Here is a 17,970-nt window from a genome sequence, read left to right on the forward strand (position 1 = left end):
GCCATTGATAAACGGAATGTTGCCTAATGATGTAGTGGTTTCAGACCAATCAGGAATACCTACGTTTGTAAAACCCTAGTGTGTAATACAATGAGCCAAAGAATCCACCGTGGATTGCACGGTTACTAAGTGGGAAGATATCACACTCATTGGCTTGTCCAGCAACTGGGCCTATACCTCTAAATTCAGAGTAAATAGTACCGTCAATACCTTCTTGAATGATTTTGTCACAGTTACTAACAAAGTCGTTTTCAGCATATGATTGCCCACGCTCTTCAAAGAACTCTGCCGCGACAGTAAAGTTGTAGTTGTCACCTTGGCTACCATAAATAGCTGCAAGCACAGTTTCTTCTGCGCCCGCTGATTCTGGGTTTGAATAGCTACCAGAAAACTCAAAACCGTCAACGTCAGTACGTAGTATAGCGTTAGCTACACCCGCGATTGCGTCAGAACCATAGACAGTTGATGCACCATCAAATAAGTTTTCAACACGGTCAATCATTATTGCAGGAATAAGGTTCAGGTCTGGAGCAACCGGCGCGCCACCAACACCCGCTGGTGCAACCCGGCGACCATTGATAAGTACCAATGTACGGTCAGCACCTAAACCACGAAAGCCAATAGTTGAAGCGCCTGGACCGTTATCAAGAACGAAACCAGCAAATGTATTATCAATCTGAAGACCAGCAACTTGTGAAGTAGTTTGTAAAAGCTCGGCCGCGTTAAAAAGACCAAGCTCACGAGAGATATCACCATCAATTACTTGGATTGGAGAAGCATTTGAGAACTCTGTACGTTTAATACGAGAACCCGTTACCGTGACGCGTTCGACCGTTTCGGTAACTTCTTCTTCACTTTCTTCAAGTAAATCGTCAATTTCTTGTGCATGTAGACTGGATGCGGAGGTTAGCCCAAGAGCTAACATAACGCCTAGCGACAACTTATGCAGTTTTTTGTCGTTATTTGTTTTCATATTGTTTCCCTATTTGTTGATAGTAGATACCAACGTTTTATAATTATATAACTCGGTGTTTTATTATGTTTTTATGCCACGAGTTTTTGCTTGGGGTCGGTGGTTTATCATGAGAATTGTATAACAGCACTATGTGCCAAGCCTTATACGTTTAAACCGTCCGTGGGTCATCCAACCACTAGCAATTACCCTCGTGTAACCATAATCAAAGCGCTTGCATTAGTCAATTAGAAAAAGTTCAAAATATTTAGGTATTTTTTAGGCTTATTTATGGTTCGTATGAAAAGGAACATCTTACTAACAAAAAGTTAACAACATAATGCACGTAAGATGCTGAAATTATTTGTAAAAGCTAAGTGTAAGGCTTCGCTTACACTACAAATTTAGATCAGTCTCAAAGTGAAGTCTATTTGTTGCAAATAGCTATTTTCTCGATTGATATCGTCTAATAGCAGTGGCGATATATCGAACCATTCTTGTTCAAAGCTTATATCTATCCGAGATGGGCCGGCGTTTAGCTTAAAGTCAGGCATATTTGCTTGATGTCTATTTATATTTAATAAAATACCAAGTCGAAGTATGACTAATAGGCTACACAACCGTTGTTCATCAATAATGGTAAGAGATGGTAATTCATCGATTTTAATCCGTTTGCGATGAAAGCGAATAAGTGTTGATAATAATAATTGTTGTTCTTGGTTGAAGCCGGGCAAATCTGAATATTTAATAATATAGCTTGAGTGCTTTTGAATTCCCTTTGAATTAACTTGTAAGCCTACTTCATGAAGCAATGCTGCCCATCCCAAAAGATGTTTGAAGTTAATATTGTCAATTTCCCAGTCTTTTTTTACTGCATCAAAAATCAAAATGCATGTCGTTAATACTTTGTGAGCATAAACCGTATCAATCTCGTATCGTTTTGCTAGGCTCTGTCCTGACCTGACTCGAATATTTTGAGGATCATTGCTTGGTTGAAGCTCAAACAATACACCTTCTCTTAATGCAGCATCACTATATTCAATATGTTCTATAGGTAGTGAAGCCATAATTGCAATCATGATGCATAAACCTGCCACAAACACAGGCTTTCTGTCTTCACTTAAACCTTCAAATTCAATGTCATCATTGTGGGCAAAACCGATACATTGTTCTAATAAATCGTAAAGTTCGCTAAGCACAACTGGGTGATCATAGGCCCGTTCATGTTGCGTATTTACCACAGTACAAACAGCTTTTGCCGTACCAGAACTGGCATTCACTTTTGACCATTCATAAGCACGAAGATTGCCACAAGCGAGTTCTAGATCCACTTTTGCTGCAATGATCGCCTTTTTGACTTTGTCGAGCGTAATGATGTTGTCTGAAAAGAATGTTTGTTGATGTGTTACGCATCCCATTTTAATGCTTTTGCACATTTGGGCTTCGGTTTGCTTCCCAACGGCAAACTCTGTGGAACCGCCACCAATATCGAAAACCAAACGCATCCCGGTGAATGCGCAGTTACTGCCTACGCCTACAAAAATTAATCGTGCTTCTTCATATCCGGAAATAATCTCTATTGGGAAGGGAAAAATAGCTTTTGCCCGATATAGAAAATCATTTGCATTTCTTGCTCTACGTAGAGTATGCGTAGCGACTACCCTGACTGAGTTAATATCTAAGCCTTGCATACTTTCGCACATACTTTCAAGCGTTGCTAAACCTCGTGCAATCGCCTCTTCAGACAAAATGTTATTACTTTTGAGCCCTTGTGCTAGCCTTACCTTATACTTTTGCCGTTTCACAATTTGAATGGCACCTGAGACGACTCTTGCAATCACTAAATGAAAGCTATTTGAACCAATATCAAGTGCAGCGTATAACTCAGTATGATGGGCAGGGCTGTCTTCAAATACCTTGGTAGATATTACTCAAGGTTTGTCCTTTTGCTGCTCTAAAGCACTTAAATATTGATGTATTTCAATTTGTGAGCGTAATTTCTTTTTGTTGCCTCGCGGCACGTATTGATTAGTTTGTTCTTTATCAATAATTCTTGCTTTTAGGGTATCTTTGAATTGAAGCTCAAGTAAATCGACAATCGTATTGACCGCGTCTTCGTCGTATACCGGGCAACCCACTTCAATTCGATAGTCCATATTGCGCGTCATCCAATCTGCCGATGAGATAAAGACTTTGCGGTCCCCACCATTTTCAAACACCATGATTCTTGGGTGCTCTAAAAAACGATCGACAATACTTACAACTGAGATGTTTTCACTAAGGCCTTCAACGCCAAGGTATCAGCGAACACATCCCGCGGATGAGCATTCTTATTTTGACTCCAGCTTGAGATGCCCTGTATAAATCATCAATTAATTCATCATCGACTAAGTTATTTATCTTGATGGTGATTTGGCCATTTTTGTTTTCACTATGCCGTTGAATCTCTTGCCTGATTAATGATTGAATTTTACTGCGCGCATTAATCGGTGATACCTGTAAATGATTAAAACGATATTTTTTATACGGGTTTTGAATCATGTCAAACACCTGCATGCCTTCAAGTGCCATTTCTTCATTACATGTAAACAGGGATAGGTCGGTATAAATTTTGGCGGTTTTTTCATTAAAATTTCCTGTGCCAAAATGAGAGTAATGTTTGATTTTCCCGCGCTCCTCACGAGTAACAATACATAACTTGCTGTGTATTTTAATATTTGGATTGCCTAACACCACTTTGATACCAGCATCAGTCATACGTTTTGACCAAGCGATGTTGTTTTCTTCATCGAATCTAGCTCTTAGCTCAACTACCACCGTCACCTTTTTACCATTATCCACCGCGTCAACAAGAGAGGTGATGATGCGTGATTGTGAGGCAACCCGGTAAATGTTCAGCCTAATATGTTTGACCATCGGGTCAAATGCCGCTTGACGAACGAACTCCGTAAAATGTAAGAAGTCATGATATGGGTAATAAAGCAAAATGTCTCGTTCATCAATTGCTTTGAAAACAGTGTCATGCTCACTAAAGGTTTTATTTTTAATCAAAGGTAAAGGTTTGTGCTCTAAATAGGCTCGACCAACGTTCGGGAAACCAATGAAATCCTTAAAGTTACGGTAATGACCTGCGCTTTGAATAGTATCGCTTGAAGAAATTTTTAAGCGTTTTCGTAAATCATTGATCATTTCATCAGGCATACCATAGTCATGGATAATTCTGACGGGCTCAGCAATTAAACGCTGTTTCATGCCTTCTGACATTTTTTCAACATAACTTTCGTCTATTTCGTCATTAATCGAATATTCAGCGTCTCTTGTGATTTTGAACGAGTAGGCTTCGGCTGTTTCAAAGCGCACAAACCCTTTAAAAATTTCTTCAATACACAACTTTATGACATCATCTAATAAGATAATTTCTTTTTGTGGCTTTCCTTTGCGAGCGGGTAAAACAACAAAACGACTCATTGCATTGGTTGGAATTTCAACCACTGCATATTTTGTGTTTCTTCCGGGACGATATAGCGCAACATTTAAATAAACAGAGCTGTCATTTAAACGTTGTATAAGCTGTACTTTGTTATCAAGTAAAATAGGTGCAACGTGCAATAACACTTTATTTCTAAAAAAATTTCTTACCCAATGGGTTTGTTCGTTATCTAATTGGTTGTAATTGAGTATAAAGATATTGTAATTACGCAGTTCCTTAGTAATTTGACGATGTATCAAGTCAAATTTATTCGATAAATCTTTTACTTTGAGTTGAATTTGAGTCAATAAGGCAAGTAACTCATCCTGTGTGGTAAAGTCTTCATTGCTCTCGCTTATGCTAATGAGTCGTTTTACATCGGCTACCCTGACTCGATAAAACTCATCTAAATTGTTACTATAAATCCCCAGAAATCGAATACGTTCAATCAATGGCGTATTGCTATCAGATGCTTCTTGCAATACACGCTCATTAAATGCTAGCCAACTCAATTCTTTTGGAAAATACAATTTGTTCATATTGAATACTACATCCTGTAATTAGGTCAATTAAATTATAGTGTGATAAACATAGACTGCACGACTCAATGTGCAAGCTCTACCATTAAATCATCTGCGATATCTTCAATAGCAGATTGCAATACATTTTCTTTTACATTATCGGCTAATTCAATATCGATAAAAGCGCTAAATAAAGGGTGCCCCCAATTGGGCGCACTTTCACATTTTGTTGTTAATTGTATTATATTAATATCAAAGCGTTTTAGCACGCCAGAAACGTCGCTCATAATGCCTAGCCGATCATTACCTGTAACAGTTAACTTTGCCATTTTACGCGTATTCAATTGCGCGCTTTGTGCAGGTGTTAATGTTATGTTTAATTCAGATAGCGCGTGACATTTACTGACTAGTTCGTTTTGATTCTCTTTAGGAAGCGTGATTTCGACAAAGCCTGCAAAATGGCCAGATAACTGGCAAAAGCTACTTTTCAACCAATTTCCTTGCTCACTAGTAATGACAGCCGCTACATCCTCAACGAGCCCAGCTCGGTCCTTGCCAATTATTGAAAGTATCATTGCTTGCATATCTTTATTTCCTTACTATGTGGTTTTAAGTAAATAAGTTGCTTTGTCTAATCTATCATGTTTAATTACGGCAACTGACTAAAAATCTACCTAGCTCAAGGCGCATGACCGTTCAGAATAAACTCAAAGAAAAACGCAGATTGCGTGTCGATTTCTTTTTCAGTAGAGCGGTTACCGTATTTGGTTTGTTGGTAATCGCTACGTTCGCGACGCTGATTTTTCACATTCTTAGTCAAGCATTTCCTATCTTTGACTCGCCTCGAGCAACTCTCGTTAATACGACTGACCTTCGCTATCATCAGCTAGATACTAATAGTAATCCACAAAACGAACATATTATTTATATTGATGATAAATTTTTTAGATTGATTCAACATAGCTGCCAACTGCAATTCCATTCTATATCTGGCGAACAAATAAACGCTAGCACTAAAACCAAAGCCATTGCCTGTGATAAGCGCTTAATTAGATTCAATAACATCGGCAATCAAGCAATCGCGACGCTCAGCTCGACTGGCTTGTTAGAAATATTCACCATTACCGATACCAATACATTTGAACTGACCCTTTTGGGTTCCGTGCGTTTGGCCTTAAATGATTTACCCGATGTTATTGATGATATTGAAGTCGAGTTAAACGCAAGACAGCTTATGGTGAAAATACGCCAATCAAACTCGGTGAATACAAACCAAGCTGACTATTTAGTGTTATGGCATACTTTAGCTAGCTTTGAAAAGCCTATTTTTACCGTTTATGAAAATGCCCGCTATACCTTCGCATTGACAAGATTTGCACAACTTCTGACGTTTGAATCAATTGATAATAAGTATTGGCTGATTAACCATAATGATCAACATGAGGTGATACAAGCATTGCCCATTGCCCAGGGAGCTGATGTCGTTAATGTTTATGTCGAGCCGTCAGGTTTGGCATTGGTCATGGTGTACCAACAAGATAATAAAACCTTGCTTAGGCGCTATGTCTTACACAACGAAGATGGACAATTTATGCTGCAGGAACGTGGTGAAATGAATCTTCAAGGTGCATTTTTACCACCACAAGAGCTCACTAACATTGTTTTTGACGTCCAATATAGTCTGGGTATGCTGGCAAATAATCAGGGAGATTTGCTGTTTTTTAACATGCAAACCATGAGCGAAGAAGCGGCAGTGCTTAAGCAAGCAAAAATAGCAGCTAACATTCAGCAACTACGGTACATGAATGAAAAGCTGCTTATGACAAGTGCAAGTCAAAGTTATTTGTTCTATCTTGATAAGCTCACAGGTACATTAAATATCGCATCTTTGTTTGAAAAAGTGTCTTATCCTGGCTACGAGCAAGCGCAGTATATATGGCAAACATCAGCATCTTCTGAAACTCAATCACCTAAATATAGCGTTGTCCCGTTAATTATGGGAAGTTTAAAGGCCTCACTGTTAGCGTTGGTTGTGGCTCTCCCTCTTTCTTTAGGTGCAGCTGTTTATACCGCATATTTTGCAACTAGCGCGTTTAGAAATGCAATAAAACCAACCCTTGAAATGTTAGAAGCTATTCCGTCAGTTATTATTGGTTTTATCGCTGCGGTATGGATTGCGCCACTGGCTGAACAGTTTGTCCTGTCAATTGTCTTTATGATCATGCTGTTGCCATTTACCATTATTATTTCGTCGCTTGGACATCGTTTTATTCAACCTTATTTGCAAAGCCGAAAAATACAAGGATGGTATTTTTTGATCAACAGTGGCTTCTTCCTATTGAGCCTACTTTTATTATTTGCGCTCAGCACAATGGTCATTGATTGGGGAGATAAGTCTAATTTCACGCATTATTTTGATAGCATTGCAAATGTTACTTTATCTAAAACAGCCGTAGTCGTTTCTTTGGCTCTTGGTATAGCAATTACACCGACGATTTTTACCTTGATTGATGATGCGCTATTTGAAGTGCCTGATGGTATTAAGCAAGCTTCATTTGCCCTAGGAGCGACACCCATTCAGACACTATTTAAAGTGGTGATAGTAGTTGCCTTTCCTAGTATTATTTCAGCCATCATGTTGGGCTTTGGGCGGGCCTTTGGTGAAACGATGATTGTCCTTATGGTGACGGGAAATACCCCCATTGCGAATTGGGATCTCTTATCAGGTTTGCGTTCTTTGACATCTAATTTAGCCATTGAACTTCAAGAAGCCCAAGTTGACAGCACTTTGTATCATGTCTTGTTTCTTACGGCAGCCGTACTATTTATTTTCACGTTCATTATCAATACCATTGCCGCAGCCCTTAAAAAGAAGGTAACGCTCAATGGGTGATGTAGCGCAAAGTAAAAATATCGACATTTCTTTAATCAAAGAGCAGTTCAAGCATGCTTTTTTGGAAACATTAGTTATGTTGGCGTGCGGTATCATTTTGATGCTGTTAATTGGTATTAGTGTCTTTATTGCATGGCAAGGCGGAAGGTATTTTTTGCCTATGTCCAGTTATCAAATCACTACGGAACATCAAGGTGAAATCCAAACTAAAGATTATTTGCTTAGCCATGATTCTGCCGAAAAGTTGCTGCGTGATACTCAACAAAAAATAGATTTACAGTACAAAGACGATAGTCAAAAACCCTCAATCAGTGTTGCTCCTGCAAATCATATATTCGTATTAGAAACAAAATCAGGAAGGACCTATTTGGGCGAGTTTGTCCATCTTATAGGCAATGATGATACTTATGATCTTGATGCAATAGATGTGATTAGTACTACCGTATATGGCTTACAAGATGATTTAAACGATATTCAAGTCAATAAATTGGAGCCATTGCATGAGCAGATTGACCGCTTGAATCGTCAAAATGTAAACATCGATACGCCTGTATATCAACGATTGCTATTCGAATTTGGTCGCTGGCAAGCTCATGCTAATCGCACAGCGCAGTTTATCGATAAATACCGAATTGCACTTAGATTGGCCGATGGCCAGGCTTTAAGTGTTGCATTAATAGACGTGCAAGATGTATATAAACCTAACCAGCTCAGCTTTGTTGAAAAGGTGTCTTTTTCCGTCGAACGTTTGTTCCTTTTCTTAACAGATTTTCCTAAACAAGCGGGCACTTCTGGCGGCGTTTTCCCCGCTATTTTTGGCACCTTGCTAATGGTGGTATTGATGACAGTATTTGTTACACCATTTGGTATCATTGCGGCAATTTATTTATATGAATATGCTCCGGCTTCTCGTTTTACATCTGCTATTAGAATCAGTGTTAGTAACATGGCTGCTGTCCCCTCTGTGGTCTATGGTGTGTTTGGTTTAGGTTTTTTTGTGTATGTCTTGGGGGGATCAATCGACAGTTTGTTATTTGGTGATAAACTACCATCTCCAACCTTTGGTGCTCCGGGTTTGTTGTGGGCAGCGCTGACGATGGGGATTTTGACCCTTCCTGTGGTCATTGTCTCTACCGAAGAAGGTTTGAGCAGAGTCCCTCATAATTTAAGAGCAGGCTCTTTAGCACTTGGCGCAACAAAATTTGAAACCATTAGGCATGTTGTACTTCCGATGGCTAGTCCCGGTATGTTAACGGGCGTGATTTTAGCGATAGCAAGGGCTGCAGGCGAAGTAGCACCCTTGATTTTGGTTGGCGCAGTAAAATTTGCGCCTACATTACCTATCGATACAGAGTTTCCATTTATTCATCTTGAAAGACAATTTATGCATTTAGGTGTGTTTGTTTACGACGGCGCATTTCACAATCAAACTGAATCTCAAGTATCATCTTTGATGTTTGCTACTTGTATGCTGCTATTAGTCATAGTATTTTTACTTAATATATCTGCCATTATCTTGCGTAAAAACTTACGCGAAAAATACCAAAGAATTTGATAAATGTTTAAGTTGTTTGAGCGTGAAATAATATCTGTTGACGAATTGTCTAATTCGCAAACTGCAATCAATGTGGTGGACTTAAGTGTTAACCTAAACAATAAAAAAGTCTTAAATCAGATAAACCTTAAAGTGCCTAAAAATAAAATTACCGCCCTAATTGGGCAAAGCGGTTGCGGTAAAACAACCTTGCTAAATAGTTTTAATCGCATGAATGAGTTTATCAAGCACCATGAAACACAGGGTGAAGTATGGATAGAAGGCCGTAATATTTACAGCAAAAAAGAACGAGTCTCTCGTCTTCGAACAGAAATAGGCATGGTGTTTCAACGACCTAATCCTTTTCCAATGAGTATCTATGACAATGTAAGTTTTGGTCTTAGGGTGCAAGGTGAAAAATCGAGGCGTAAGCTTGACGATTCTGTTGAAAAAGCCTTAACTAAAGCCGCGTTGTGGGAAGAAGTAAGAGATAGATTGTTTGATTCTGCGATGACACTTTCAGGTGGTCAGCAACAAAGACTAATGATTGCTAGAGCCTTGGCCTTAGAGCCTAAAATTATTTTATTGGATGAGCCCACTTCAGCGCTAGACCCCTTGACCACCCTGTATATAGAAGAATTGATTAGTGAATTAAAAAATCAATGCACGGTGATTATTGTGACACATAATATGCAACAAGCTGCCAGAGTGTCCGACTATGCTGCATTTTTAAACGCCGGTGAACTCATTGAGTATGCAGATAGTGATACTTTATTTACGATGCCAACAAAGCAACAAACTGAAGATTATATTACAGGCAGGTATGGTTAATAATATGCGCCGTCAAATACAACTTAGCACTCACATATCTGAAAAGTACAATCAAGAATTAGAAAGCCTAAAGCATTCTGTGTTAACAATGGGAGGCGTGATTGAACAGCAACTGATAAACACGCTTGTCGCTTTAAAAGAAAATGCACCAAGTTTAGCTGAGCGCGTTACCCTTAACGATTCCCGTGTCGACTCAATGGAGTCACAAGTAGAGAGTGAGTGCATGAGAATCATAGCAAAGCGTAACCCAACAGCAGGTGATTTAAGGCTGATTATGACTGTTTCGAAGACGGCAACCGATCTTGAAAGGATGGGCGATGAAGTTGCACGTGTTGCGAAACTAGTTAGCAAAAAACAAATCCCTGATTCAGATATCGTTGTCGCGGGTATGTTGGATATAGGTAATCGCAATGTCGCGATGATGAGGGCTACGTTTGATGCATTTGCACGTCAAGATGATAAAGCCGCAGTGCTTGCGCATCAGCAAGATGATGAAATAGATCGGGTATACAAAAAAGTGCTAGAACATACTGCCACAGAAATTAGGCAAAACCCAAAAGATGTTGATTTATGGTTAGACGTTTTATGGGCGATTCGTTCGTTTGAGAGAATCGGGGATCGTTGCAAGAATATATGCGAATATGTGATTTATTTGACCTATGGGCGTGATATAAAAAGTTCTTCTATGAAAAAAACCGTTAAAAAGTTGCTTAAGGCTTAATATTCATTGCTGATATATACATCAAAAGTCAAGGTACTGTAGACTTCCTCTACAACTATTGTCTAAAATTTTCGCGTTCTTCGCTTTGTGCTTTTTTTCAGTTGCGGTTTAGGCACTAAGTCTTTATATTACCAATTGGTTTCCTTTCTCGTTCTTCATTTCAATGGACTTAATTCAAAGCTACGGCTTAATCCTTATTATTTTGGCTGCCACAGTCGGTTTTGTTATGGCGTGGGGGATAGGTGCAAATGACGTTGCCAACGCGATGGGCACGTCTGTTGGTGCTAAAGCAATTACACTTAAACAAGCCATTTTGATTGCAATGGTATTTGAGTTTGCAGGTGCATATCTTGCTGGTGGTGAGGTAACATCGACGATTCGTAAAGGAATTATCGATTCAGATTATTTTACTCAAGTCCCAGAGTTACTAGTATTAGGCATGATTGCCTCATTATTAGCAGCGGGCCTTTGGCTTGTCATTGCATCTTACAAAGGTTGGCCAGTTTCTACCACACATTCAATCATTGGTGCAATTGTCGGGTTTACAGCCGTCGGGGTCAGTGCTGAGGCAGTTGAGTGGTTTAAAATTGGTGGTATTGTAGGCAGTTGGGTAATTACACCCGCTATTTCAGGGCTGATTGCAATTGGCATCTTCCTTAGCGCAAAAAAATTGATTCTTGATAATCCACACCCATTAGTCGCCGCCATCAAATATATACCAATATATATGGGTCTGGCTGGATTTATTATGTCCTTGGTCACTATCAAAAAGGGCTTAAAGCATGTTGGTTTGGGCTTACCTTTTTTAGAAGGGATTGCAGTGGCTATTGGCATCGGTATATTAACCGCGTTAATCGGAGTCTACTTTGTCAGACGCCTAGGGCGCCGTGTATTACCAGATGAAAACGCAAAATATGCATTAAGTAGTGATGAGCAAAATGTTAGTGTGGAAAAAGTATTTGCGGTGCTTATGGTGCTTACTGCATGTTGTATGGCTTTTGCGCATGGTTCAAATGATGTCGCTAATGCAATAGGGCCTTTGGCCGCTGTTGTAAGCGTGGTGTCAAACAATGGGCAGATTCTTGATAACTCTCCCCTCGCTTGGTGGATTCTGCCTTTGGGAGGATTGGGTATTGTCATGGGGCTAGCGTTATTTGGACACCGAGTCATGAAAACAATCGGTCAGGGCATCACTCATTTAACACCTAGTCGAGGCTTTGCGGCTGAGCTTGCCGCTGCCAGTACTGTATTGATTGCATCGGGCACTGGTCTGCCTATTTCGACCACTCAGACACTGGTAGGTGCTGTTTTGGGAGTGGGGCTTGCGCAGGGGGTTTCGGCGCTAAACGGAAAAACAATTAAGACTATCGTCGCTTCATGGGTAATTACCTTGCCAGCAGGTGCGCTTTTCTCAATTATCATCTTCTATATTCTAAGGCTGATATTTGGTGTTTGATATGCTATAACTTAAGCATAACAATTATATAGACCAATATTAGATAGTGCGATTACCTAATTTAAAACACCTTTATTATTTAACTGTTCTACACAAAGAACAGCATTTTTTGCGCGCAGCAGAAAAGTGTAATGTTAGCCAATCTACGCTAAGTGCTGCTATACAAAATTTAGAAGAAAGTATTGGTCAACCCTTGCTTGAGCGAGAACATCGGACCTTCGTTTTTACTGACTTTGGCAATGCCTTAGTTGAAAAGAGCAAAACCCTATTGGAACAGACTCAAGAATGGATGCATTACGCCCAATCTTCTGGTGATTGGACAACAGGTGTGCTTAAACTTGGCGTCATTCCTACGATCGCCCCTTTTTTATTCGAGCCACTAATTAATACCATATCTGAGGAGTTGCCTGATTTACATTTGCAGTTGATAGAAGACACCACTGAAAATTTACTTGAGAAAATGGATGAAGGTGAATTGGATTTGTTGTTATTGGCTTTGCCTATGAAAACACCTGGTTGCAACCAAATGATATTAGGGCAAGACCCCTTTCATTTAATAGCTCATGAAGACAAAGCAAAGCTCTTACCCAAGCAAGTAGATATTGATGTATTGCCCGAAAACAGTATATTTTTGCTACAAAAAGAACATTGCTTAACTGAGCATGCGGTTAGCGCATGCGGATTAGCCCATAAAGCACAAGTGAGTTCCTTAACCGCCAGTAGTTTGTATACCTTAGTTTCACTAGTGAACAGTCAACTTGGTTATACTTTCATACCGTCAATGGCTTTAAACAAAGGTATATTAAACGGAACTTCGGTAAAAGCTTTACCTAAAGTGGAAGATGCGTATCGTGATATTGGCTTGGTTTGGCGAGTTGGCTCAACACGCAAACGACTATTTAGGCATATTGGCAAACTACTAGCACCGCTTCTTGATGTGCCTGTAGAAATCGAGTAAGGATGAACTGCAAACGATGAAGAAGCTCGACCTTGGTTTTTATGAAAAAGTATTTACTAATTCATCGACGTTTCTAATTGTTGCCTCCACAGCTACGGGTGAGCCCATTGTCAGTGCTTCTGCCAATATTCATGGATTAATTGACCATGATGTCGAACAAATCGCCAATTATGAAGCGCTATTTAATGACTTAATTTATCAAGAGGATATCGCGCATTATCTTCTTGAAAGCCAAGCTGCCGCATTGGAGCCTGATACGAATGAGATACATCATAGTCCTTATCGTTTAATCTGCGCTGATGGCAGTCTAGTGTGGGTGAAGGACACTGTGCAGATTATTCGCCATGATGGTAAAGCGACTGAACTTGTTCACATTTTAACTAATATTTCCAAGCAAATCGCACAGCATGAAGCAATGCAAGCTAAAAGTGAGCGAGTATTAGCGTTATTGCATAATGCAGGCTTTGGCTTGTGGGAGTGGTATACCAACGAGGATTCAATGAACTGTGATCCTAATTGGTCAACGCTATTAGGGTTTGCTAGGCCAATCAATCGAATGAAAATAAATCGCTTGATGGCACTGGTGCATCCTGATGATGTGATGACATTCAAAGAGCATCTGGATGATTTAAAAAAAGGACGCATTCATCAAGGGCACTTGGTATTTCGATTTCGACACTTATCTGGCAAGTGGCGTTTTCATCAATGCAGTACCAGCGCAGTTTTTCAAAAAAATTCCCATGCAAGTTTAGTCAGTGTATCGCACAGCGATATTACTGAACAAAAAGAGAACGAGCTTGCTGCGGTAGCAGCATTGTCTAGCCGGAATCAATTTTTTGCGCGGGTTTCTCATGAAATTAGAACACCACTTCATGGCATTCTAGGGATGTTGAGTTTGCTCAAGAGAGACTTGGTGCAACCAGAAGTTCAAGAGAAAGTCGAGAAGATTGTTGCCAATTCAGAACACTTACTTTATTTGCTCAACGATATTTTAGACCTTGCGAAATTAAATGAAGCAAAACTAAAGGTGTCATTAGAACTCACCTCTATTACCGAAGTCATGAAGCAAGTTGAGCGTTTATTTTCCTTTAAAGCGCAAGAGAAGAGCATCGATTTGAACTTCACTTTCCCTGATAACTCATGCGACTTGGTCATGACTGACAAAGTGAGAGTCACTCAGATTCTTAGTAATTTGATTTCAAACGCGATTAAATATACGCACAAAGGCATGGTGCATGTCTTTACGAAAATTGTTCACGAACAACTCGTGTTATGCATTGAAGATACGGGTATCGGCATCAAAAATACAAAATCAATATTTGATGCCTATCAACAGGAAGACGCAGGTTATGCTCAAGGTAGTTCAAGCACAGGCTTGGGCTTAGAAATTGTTAAAAAGTTATCTGATTTGTTAGGTGTTGAAGTCAAACTGAATTCTAGTCCTTCTGGGACCCTGTTTTCACTCACCATTGGTAAACCTCTAGCAAGCAGGCCCCAAGCTTTAACAAGCAAAAAAGCCATAATTAGAAAGCCTCAAGACTTATCAGGGGTAAAAGTCCTTATTGTCGATGATAGCGATATTAATCGTGAAATAGTCAACGAAATGTTGACATCACTTGGGGCAAAATGTGACGAGGTATCAGATGGTTACCAATCTGTTAAGGCGGTTAACGTAGAGAATGATTTTGATGTGGTCTTAATGGATAAGCATATGCCTACGATGAATGGCATAGATGCGACATATCAAATTCGGAATAATAAAGGTTTAAGTAAGCAACCAATCATTATTGCCTTGACCGCTGATGCTTTTGATATTGACAGTGAAAAATGGAAAGCGAAAGGCGTTGATGAAATCATCACTAAACCTTTTGATATTGATATTTTAGTGAAGACAATTTCACGTTGTATGAGGACCTAGTATGCTGATATCAGACGAGATTCTAAGTATTGATGCTAAGGCTAGTTGGCAAAGCGAATTTGGGCTCAATAAACGAAATTTGCTAGCGCTCATTACTCAACGTTCCGACGCTATATTTACCTTACTTAATGTGACACATGCCTATTTCGAGATGTTTATCGGCCGTGAGCCTTTTTCGTTTTGTTTGGGTAGTGACGATAAAAATGAGGAAGCTTTAGGGCAATTTGGAAAGCAATTAGGGTTGAATAACCGCCATATTTTATATACTCAAGGTGATGCTTTATTAGATGAATTCAATCGTCAGAATGACGAACAAAATGGATTTCTTTTGGCCTTGCCCATTGTTAGTCAACAACAGAGGATATTAGGTTTTGCATTATTGCTTGGCGAGTCTTTACCAATACCTAAAGAGCATATTTCAAGTATCGCTTCTTTGTTTTCGCAAAGTATACTGGATGCGATACTACTCAAAAAATATCAACGTTTGAATCAACAACGAGATGAATTCCAAGAATTAATTGCTGATGCCCATGAAAGTTTTGTTTTTGCAAAAGACAGAGATTTCAAGATAGTGCTTGCCAATAATGCGTTTGTAGAAAACTATCCACCGGAACAACGCGACTATATTATTGGCTATACGACCGTCGAAAAATATAGTGAACAAGAGCGCAACTTGTTTTTACAAGAGGACAAAACAGCCTTTGATAATGGCTATACTAAGACCGTTGAAAAAATACACTTTCCAAATGGAGACGTGAAGACTTTACAAACGACTAAAACGCACTTCCAAACGAGCACCGGGCAACATTTTATTTTGGGTATAAGCTACGACTTGACCAGACAGTATGACTTGATTGATGAGCTTAAAAAGAAAAATGCGGATCTGGACAGAGTTGCTCAAACTTTAGCAAATGATGTTCGGGGGCCTTCCAATTCAATGGTAAAGCTGCTTGAATGGTTAAAAGCTGACCTGAAAGACTTTCAAAATGCAGATGTCATAGAGCACCTTGAGCAATTAAGTTTATGTACACATAAAATAAATAAGCTGATTAGTGCGATCAGTGAATATTGTTTTGTAGGCAGAGATACCCATGCACCAGCCCAAACGTCGTTAACATCAATTGTGTCAGATATCATTGCTAATTTGCCTTATCAAAATACACACACAGTGACCTTAGATGAAGCACGGCTTAAGGTGCCAATTGGACCTTTTGTAAAAGTACTTGCCAGTGTGTTAGATAATGCGTTTTGTCACAATATGACAGCCCAAGACACTAATGAGACTGATTTTAGTGTCTCAATTGATTTTCATGACACTGCTAGTCACTACGAATTGCATGTCATTGATAATGGAGTGGGGATTGACCCTAGACAAGCAGAAACGGTTTTCCAACTGTTTGAGTCTACAAAAGATCCCGAAGCAACCGAGGTGGTAGGGATGGGTTTAACCATTGCAAGAAAGGTCATAGAAAGCTACTCTGGCATGCTGTATATTGATACCCAATACACCGATGGTGCGAAATTTGTCATAAAGTGGCCTAAAGCGCAAAAAAAGCTAGCCAACGATTAAAGACTCAGTTTATTTAGGATATTCCATGCAAAAAGTTGTACTTAGTGGTTCTGGTTTGTTTACGCCCGAATATCAAATCACAAATGAAGAATTAGTCGCCGCATATAATGCATATGCCTTGAAATATAACGAACAAAATAAGCAAGCGATTGCAAATGGTGAGATGGAAGAAAAACCGCAATCCAGCGCTCAATTTATTGAAAAAGCTTCAGGCATTAAAAGCCGCTATATATACTCAAAAGAGGGTGTATTAGATATCAATCGTATGCGTCCGATTTTGCATGAAAGGGCTGATGATGAATTATCTCAGCAAGCTGAAATTGCAGTAAACGCTGCACAAAAAGCACTTAAAGCAGCCAATAAGACGGCCAAAGATATAGATGCTGTTATTGTTGCTTGTGCTTACACTCAGCGTTCGTATCCTGCCATTGCAATTGAAGTTCAAGAAGCACTAGGCATTGAAGGTTTTGGCTTTGATATGTTAGTTGCGTGCTCTGCGGCTACTTTTGGTATGCATAGAGCATTTGAAATGATAAGTGCAGGTACTGCTAAGGCTGTTTTAATCATTAACCCAGAATTAGTGTCTCCTCAGATTAATTACACTGACAGAGATAGTCACTTTATTTTTGGTGATGTCGCCACCGCGACTATTCTTGAAAGTGAACAAACAGTCACAAGTGCGCACGCCTTTGATGTGCTAAGCACCAAAGCGGTGACTAAATACTCGAATACGATTCGTTCGAACTTTGGTTTTATGAGCCACGCAACTGATGTTGATCCATATTCTGAAGATAAACTATTTCATCAAGAAGGCCGCAGAGTATTTAAAGAGGTATGCCCAATGGCTGCTGAGCATATTACCGAGCACCTTGCTAGGCATGACTTAACCCCACAAAGTTTAAGAAGGTGGTGGCTACATCAAGCTAATATCAACATGAATACCTTAATTAGTAAGCGTTTACTCAACAGAGAGGCGACCTTAGATGAAGCACCTGTGGTATTAGATAAGTATGCCAATACTGCGTCTGCAGGTTCTGTTATTGCTTTTAACTTATATCATCAGGACTTAAAGCAAGGCGACTATGGCATTTTGTGCTCATTTGGGGCGGGCTATTCAATAGGAAGCCTTTTGGTACAAAAAAGGTAG

At 39.5% G+C, this 17,970-nt stretch carries 12 protein-coding genes and 1 pseudogene; 9 read left to right on the top strand and 4 right to left on the bottom strand.

Annotation, left to right across the window (positions count from 1 at the left end):
• Nucleotides 1-49: 49 nt before the first annotated feature.
• The 4 genes and pseudogenes from ACZ1G6_RS03275 to ACZ1G6_RS03290 form a co-directional block, all read right to left on the bottom strand.
• Entirely contained in the window at nt 50-973 is a 924-nt protein-coding gene (locus tag ACZ1G6_RS03275) for a TonB-dependent receptor (protein ID WP_472618047.1), read from the bottom strand.
• A 383-nt stretch (nt 974-1,356) separates the two neighbouring features.
• The gene (locus ACZ1G6_RS03280; protein WP_472618048.1) at nt 1,357-2,757 is read right to left on the bottom strand and encodes a Ppx/GppA phosphatase family protein; all 1,401 of its coding nucleotides are present in this window, start codon (nt 2,755-2,757) and stop codon (nt 1,357-1,359) included.
• A 126-nt stretch (nt 2,758-2,883) separates the two neighbouring features.
• Nucleotides 2,884-4,960 (bottom strand): annotated as a pseudogene (ppk1, locus tag ACZ1G6_RS03285) (polyphosphate kinase 1).
• A gap of 65 nt (nt 4,961-5,025) precedes the next feature.
• A complete protein-coding gene (locus ACZ1G6_RS03290; protein ID WP_472618049.1) occupies nt 5,026-5,526 on the bottom strand; it encodes a glycine cleavage system transcriptional repressor in 501 nt (166 codons plus the stop codon).
• Between the two features lie 104 nt (nt 5,527-5,630).
• Here ACZ1G6_RS03290 and ACZ1G6_RS03295 point away from each other — a divergent pair, with 104 nt between their 5' ends.
• From ACZ1G6_RS03295 to ACZ1G6_RS03335, 9 genes are all read left to right on the top strand, one after another.
• Nucleotides 5,631-7,835 carry a hypothetical protein gene (locus tag ACZ1G6_RS03295; protein ID WP_472618050.1) on the top strand — a complete coding sequence of 735 codons (2,205 nt, stop codon included), beginning with the start codon at nt 5,631-5,633 and terminating at the stop codon, nt 7,833-7,835.
• On the top strand, nt 7,828-9,390 hold the full coding sequence (gene pstA / locus ACZ1G6_RS03300) for a phosphate ABC transporter permease PstA (RefSeq protein ID WP_472618051.1): 1,563 nt from the start codon (nt 7,828-7,830) through the stop codon (nt 9,388-9,390). Before ACZ1G6_RS03295 ends, pstA begins: the two co-directional genes overlap by 8 nt.
• A gap of 3 nt (nt 9,391-9,393) precedes the next feature.
• Complete coding sequence (gene pstB, locus ACZ1G6_RS03305; RefSeq protein ID WP_472618052.1) at nt 9,394-10,200, top strand: phosphate ABC transporter ATP-binding protein PstB; 807 nt, start codon at nt 9,394-9,396, stop codon at nt 10,198-10,200.
• Between the two features lie 4 nt (nt 10,201-10,204).
• Complete coding sequence (gene phoU / locus ACZ1G6_RS03310) at nt 10,205-10,921, top strand: phosphate signaling complex protein PhoU (RefSeq protein WP_472618053.1); 717 nt, start codon at nt 10,205-10,207, stop codon at nt 10,919-10,921.
• A 163-nt stretch (nt 10,922-11,084) separates the two neighbouring features.
• Complete coding sequence (locus ACZ1G6_RS03315) at nt 11,085-12,377, top strand: inorganic phosphate transporter (RefSeq protein ID WP_472618054.1); 1,293 nt, start codon at nt 11,085-11,087, stop codon at nt 12,375-12,377.
• Nucleotides 12,378-12,423: 46 nt separating this feature from the next.
• The gene (locus tag ACZ1G6_RS03320) at nt 12,424-13,335 is read left to right on the top strand and encodes a LysR substrate-binding domain-containing protein (protein WP_472618055.1); all 912 of its coding nucleotides are present in this window, start codon (nt 12,424-12,426) and stop codon (nt 13,333-13,335) included.
• A gap of 16 nt (nt 13,336-13,351) precedes the next feature.
• On the top strand, nt 13,352-15,253 hold the full coding sequence (locus ACZ1G6_RS03325; protein ID WP_472618056.1) for a hybrid sensor histidine kinase/response regulator: 1,902 nt from the start codon (nt 13,352-13,354) through the stop codon (nt 15,251-15,253).
• A gap of 1 nt (nt 15,254) precedes the next feature.
• Nucleotides 15,255-16,823, top strand: a complete 1,569-nt coding sequence (locus ACZ1G6_RS03330) for a sensor histidine kinase (RefSeq protein ID WP_472618057.1) — start codon at nt 15,255-15,257, stop codon at nt 16,821-16,823.
• Nucleotides 16,824-16,848: 25 nt separating this feature from the next.
• Nucleotides 16,849-17,970: a beta-ketoacyl-ACP synthase III gene (locus tag ACZ1G6_RS03335; RefSeq protein WP_472618058.1), complete on the top strand. Its 1,122-nt coding sequence runs from the start codon at nt 16,849-16,851 to the stop codon at nt 17,968-17,970.

This window comes from Glaciecola sp. HA4-3, from assembly GCF_055693685.1.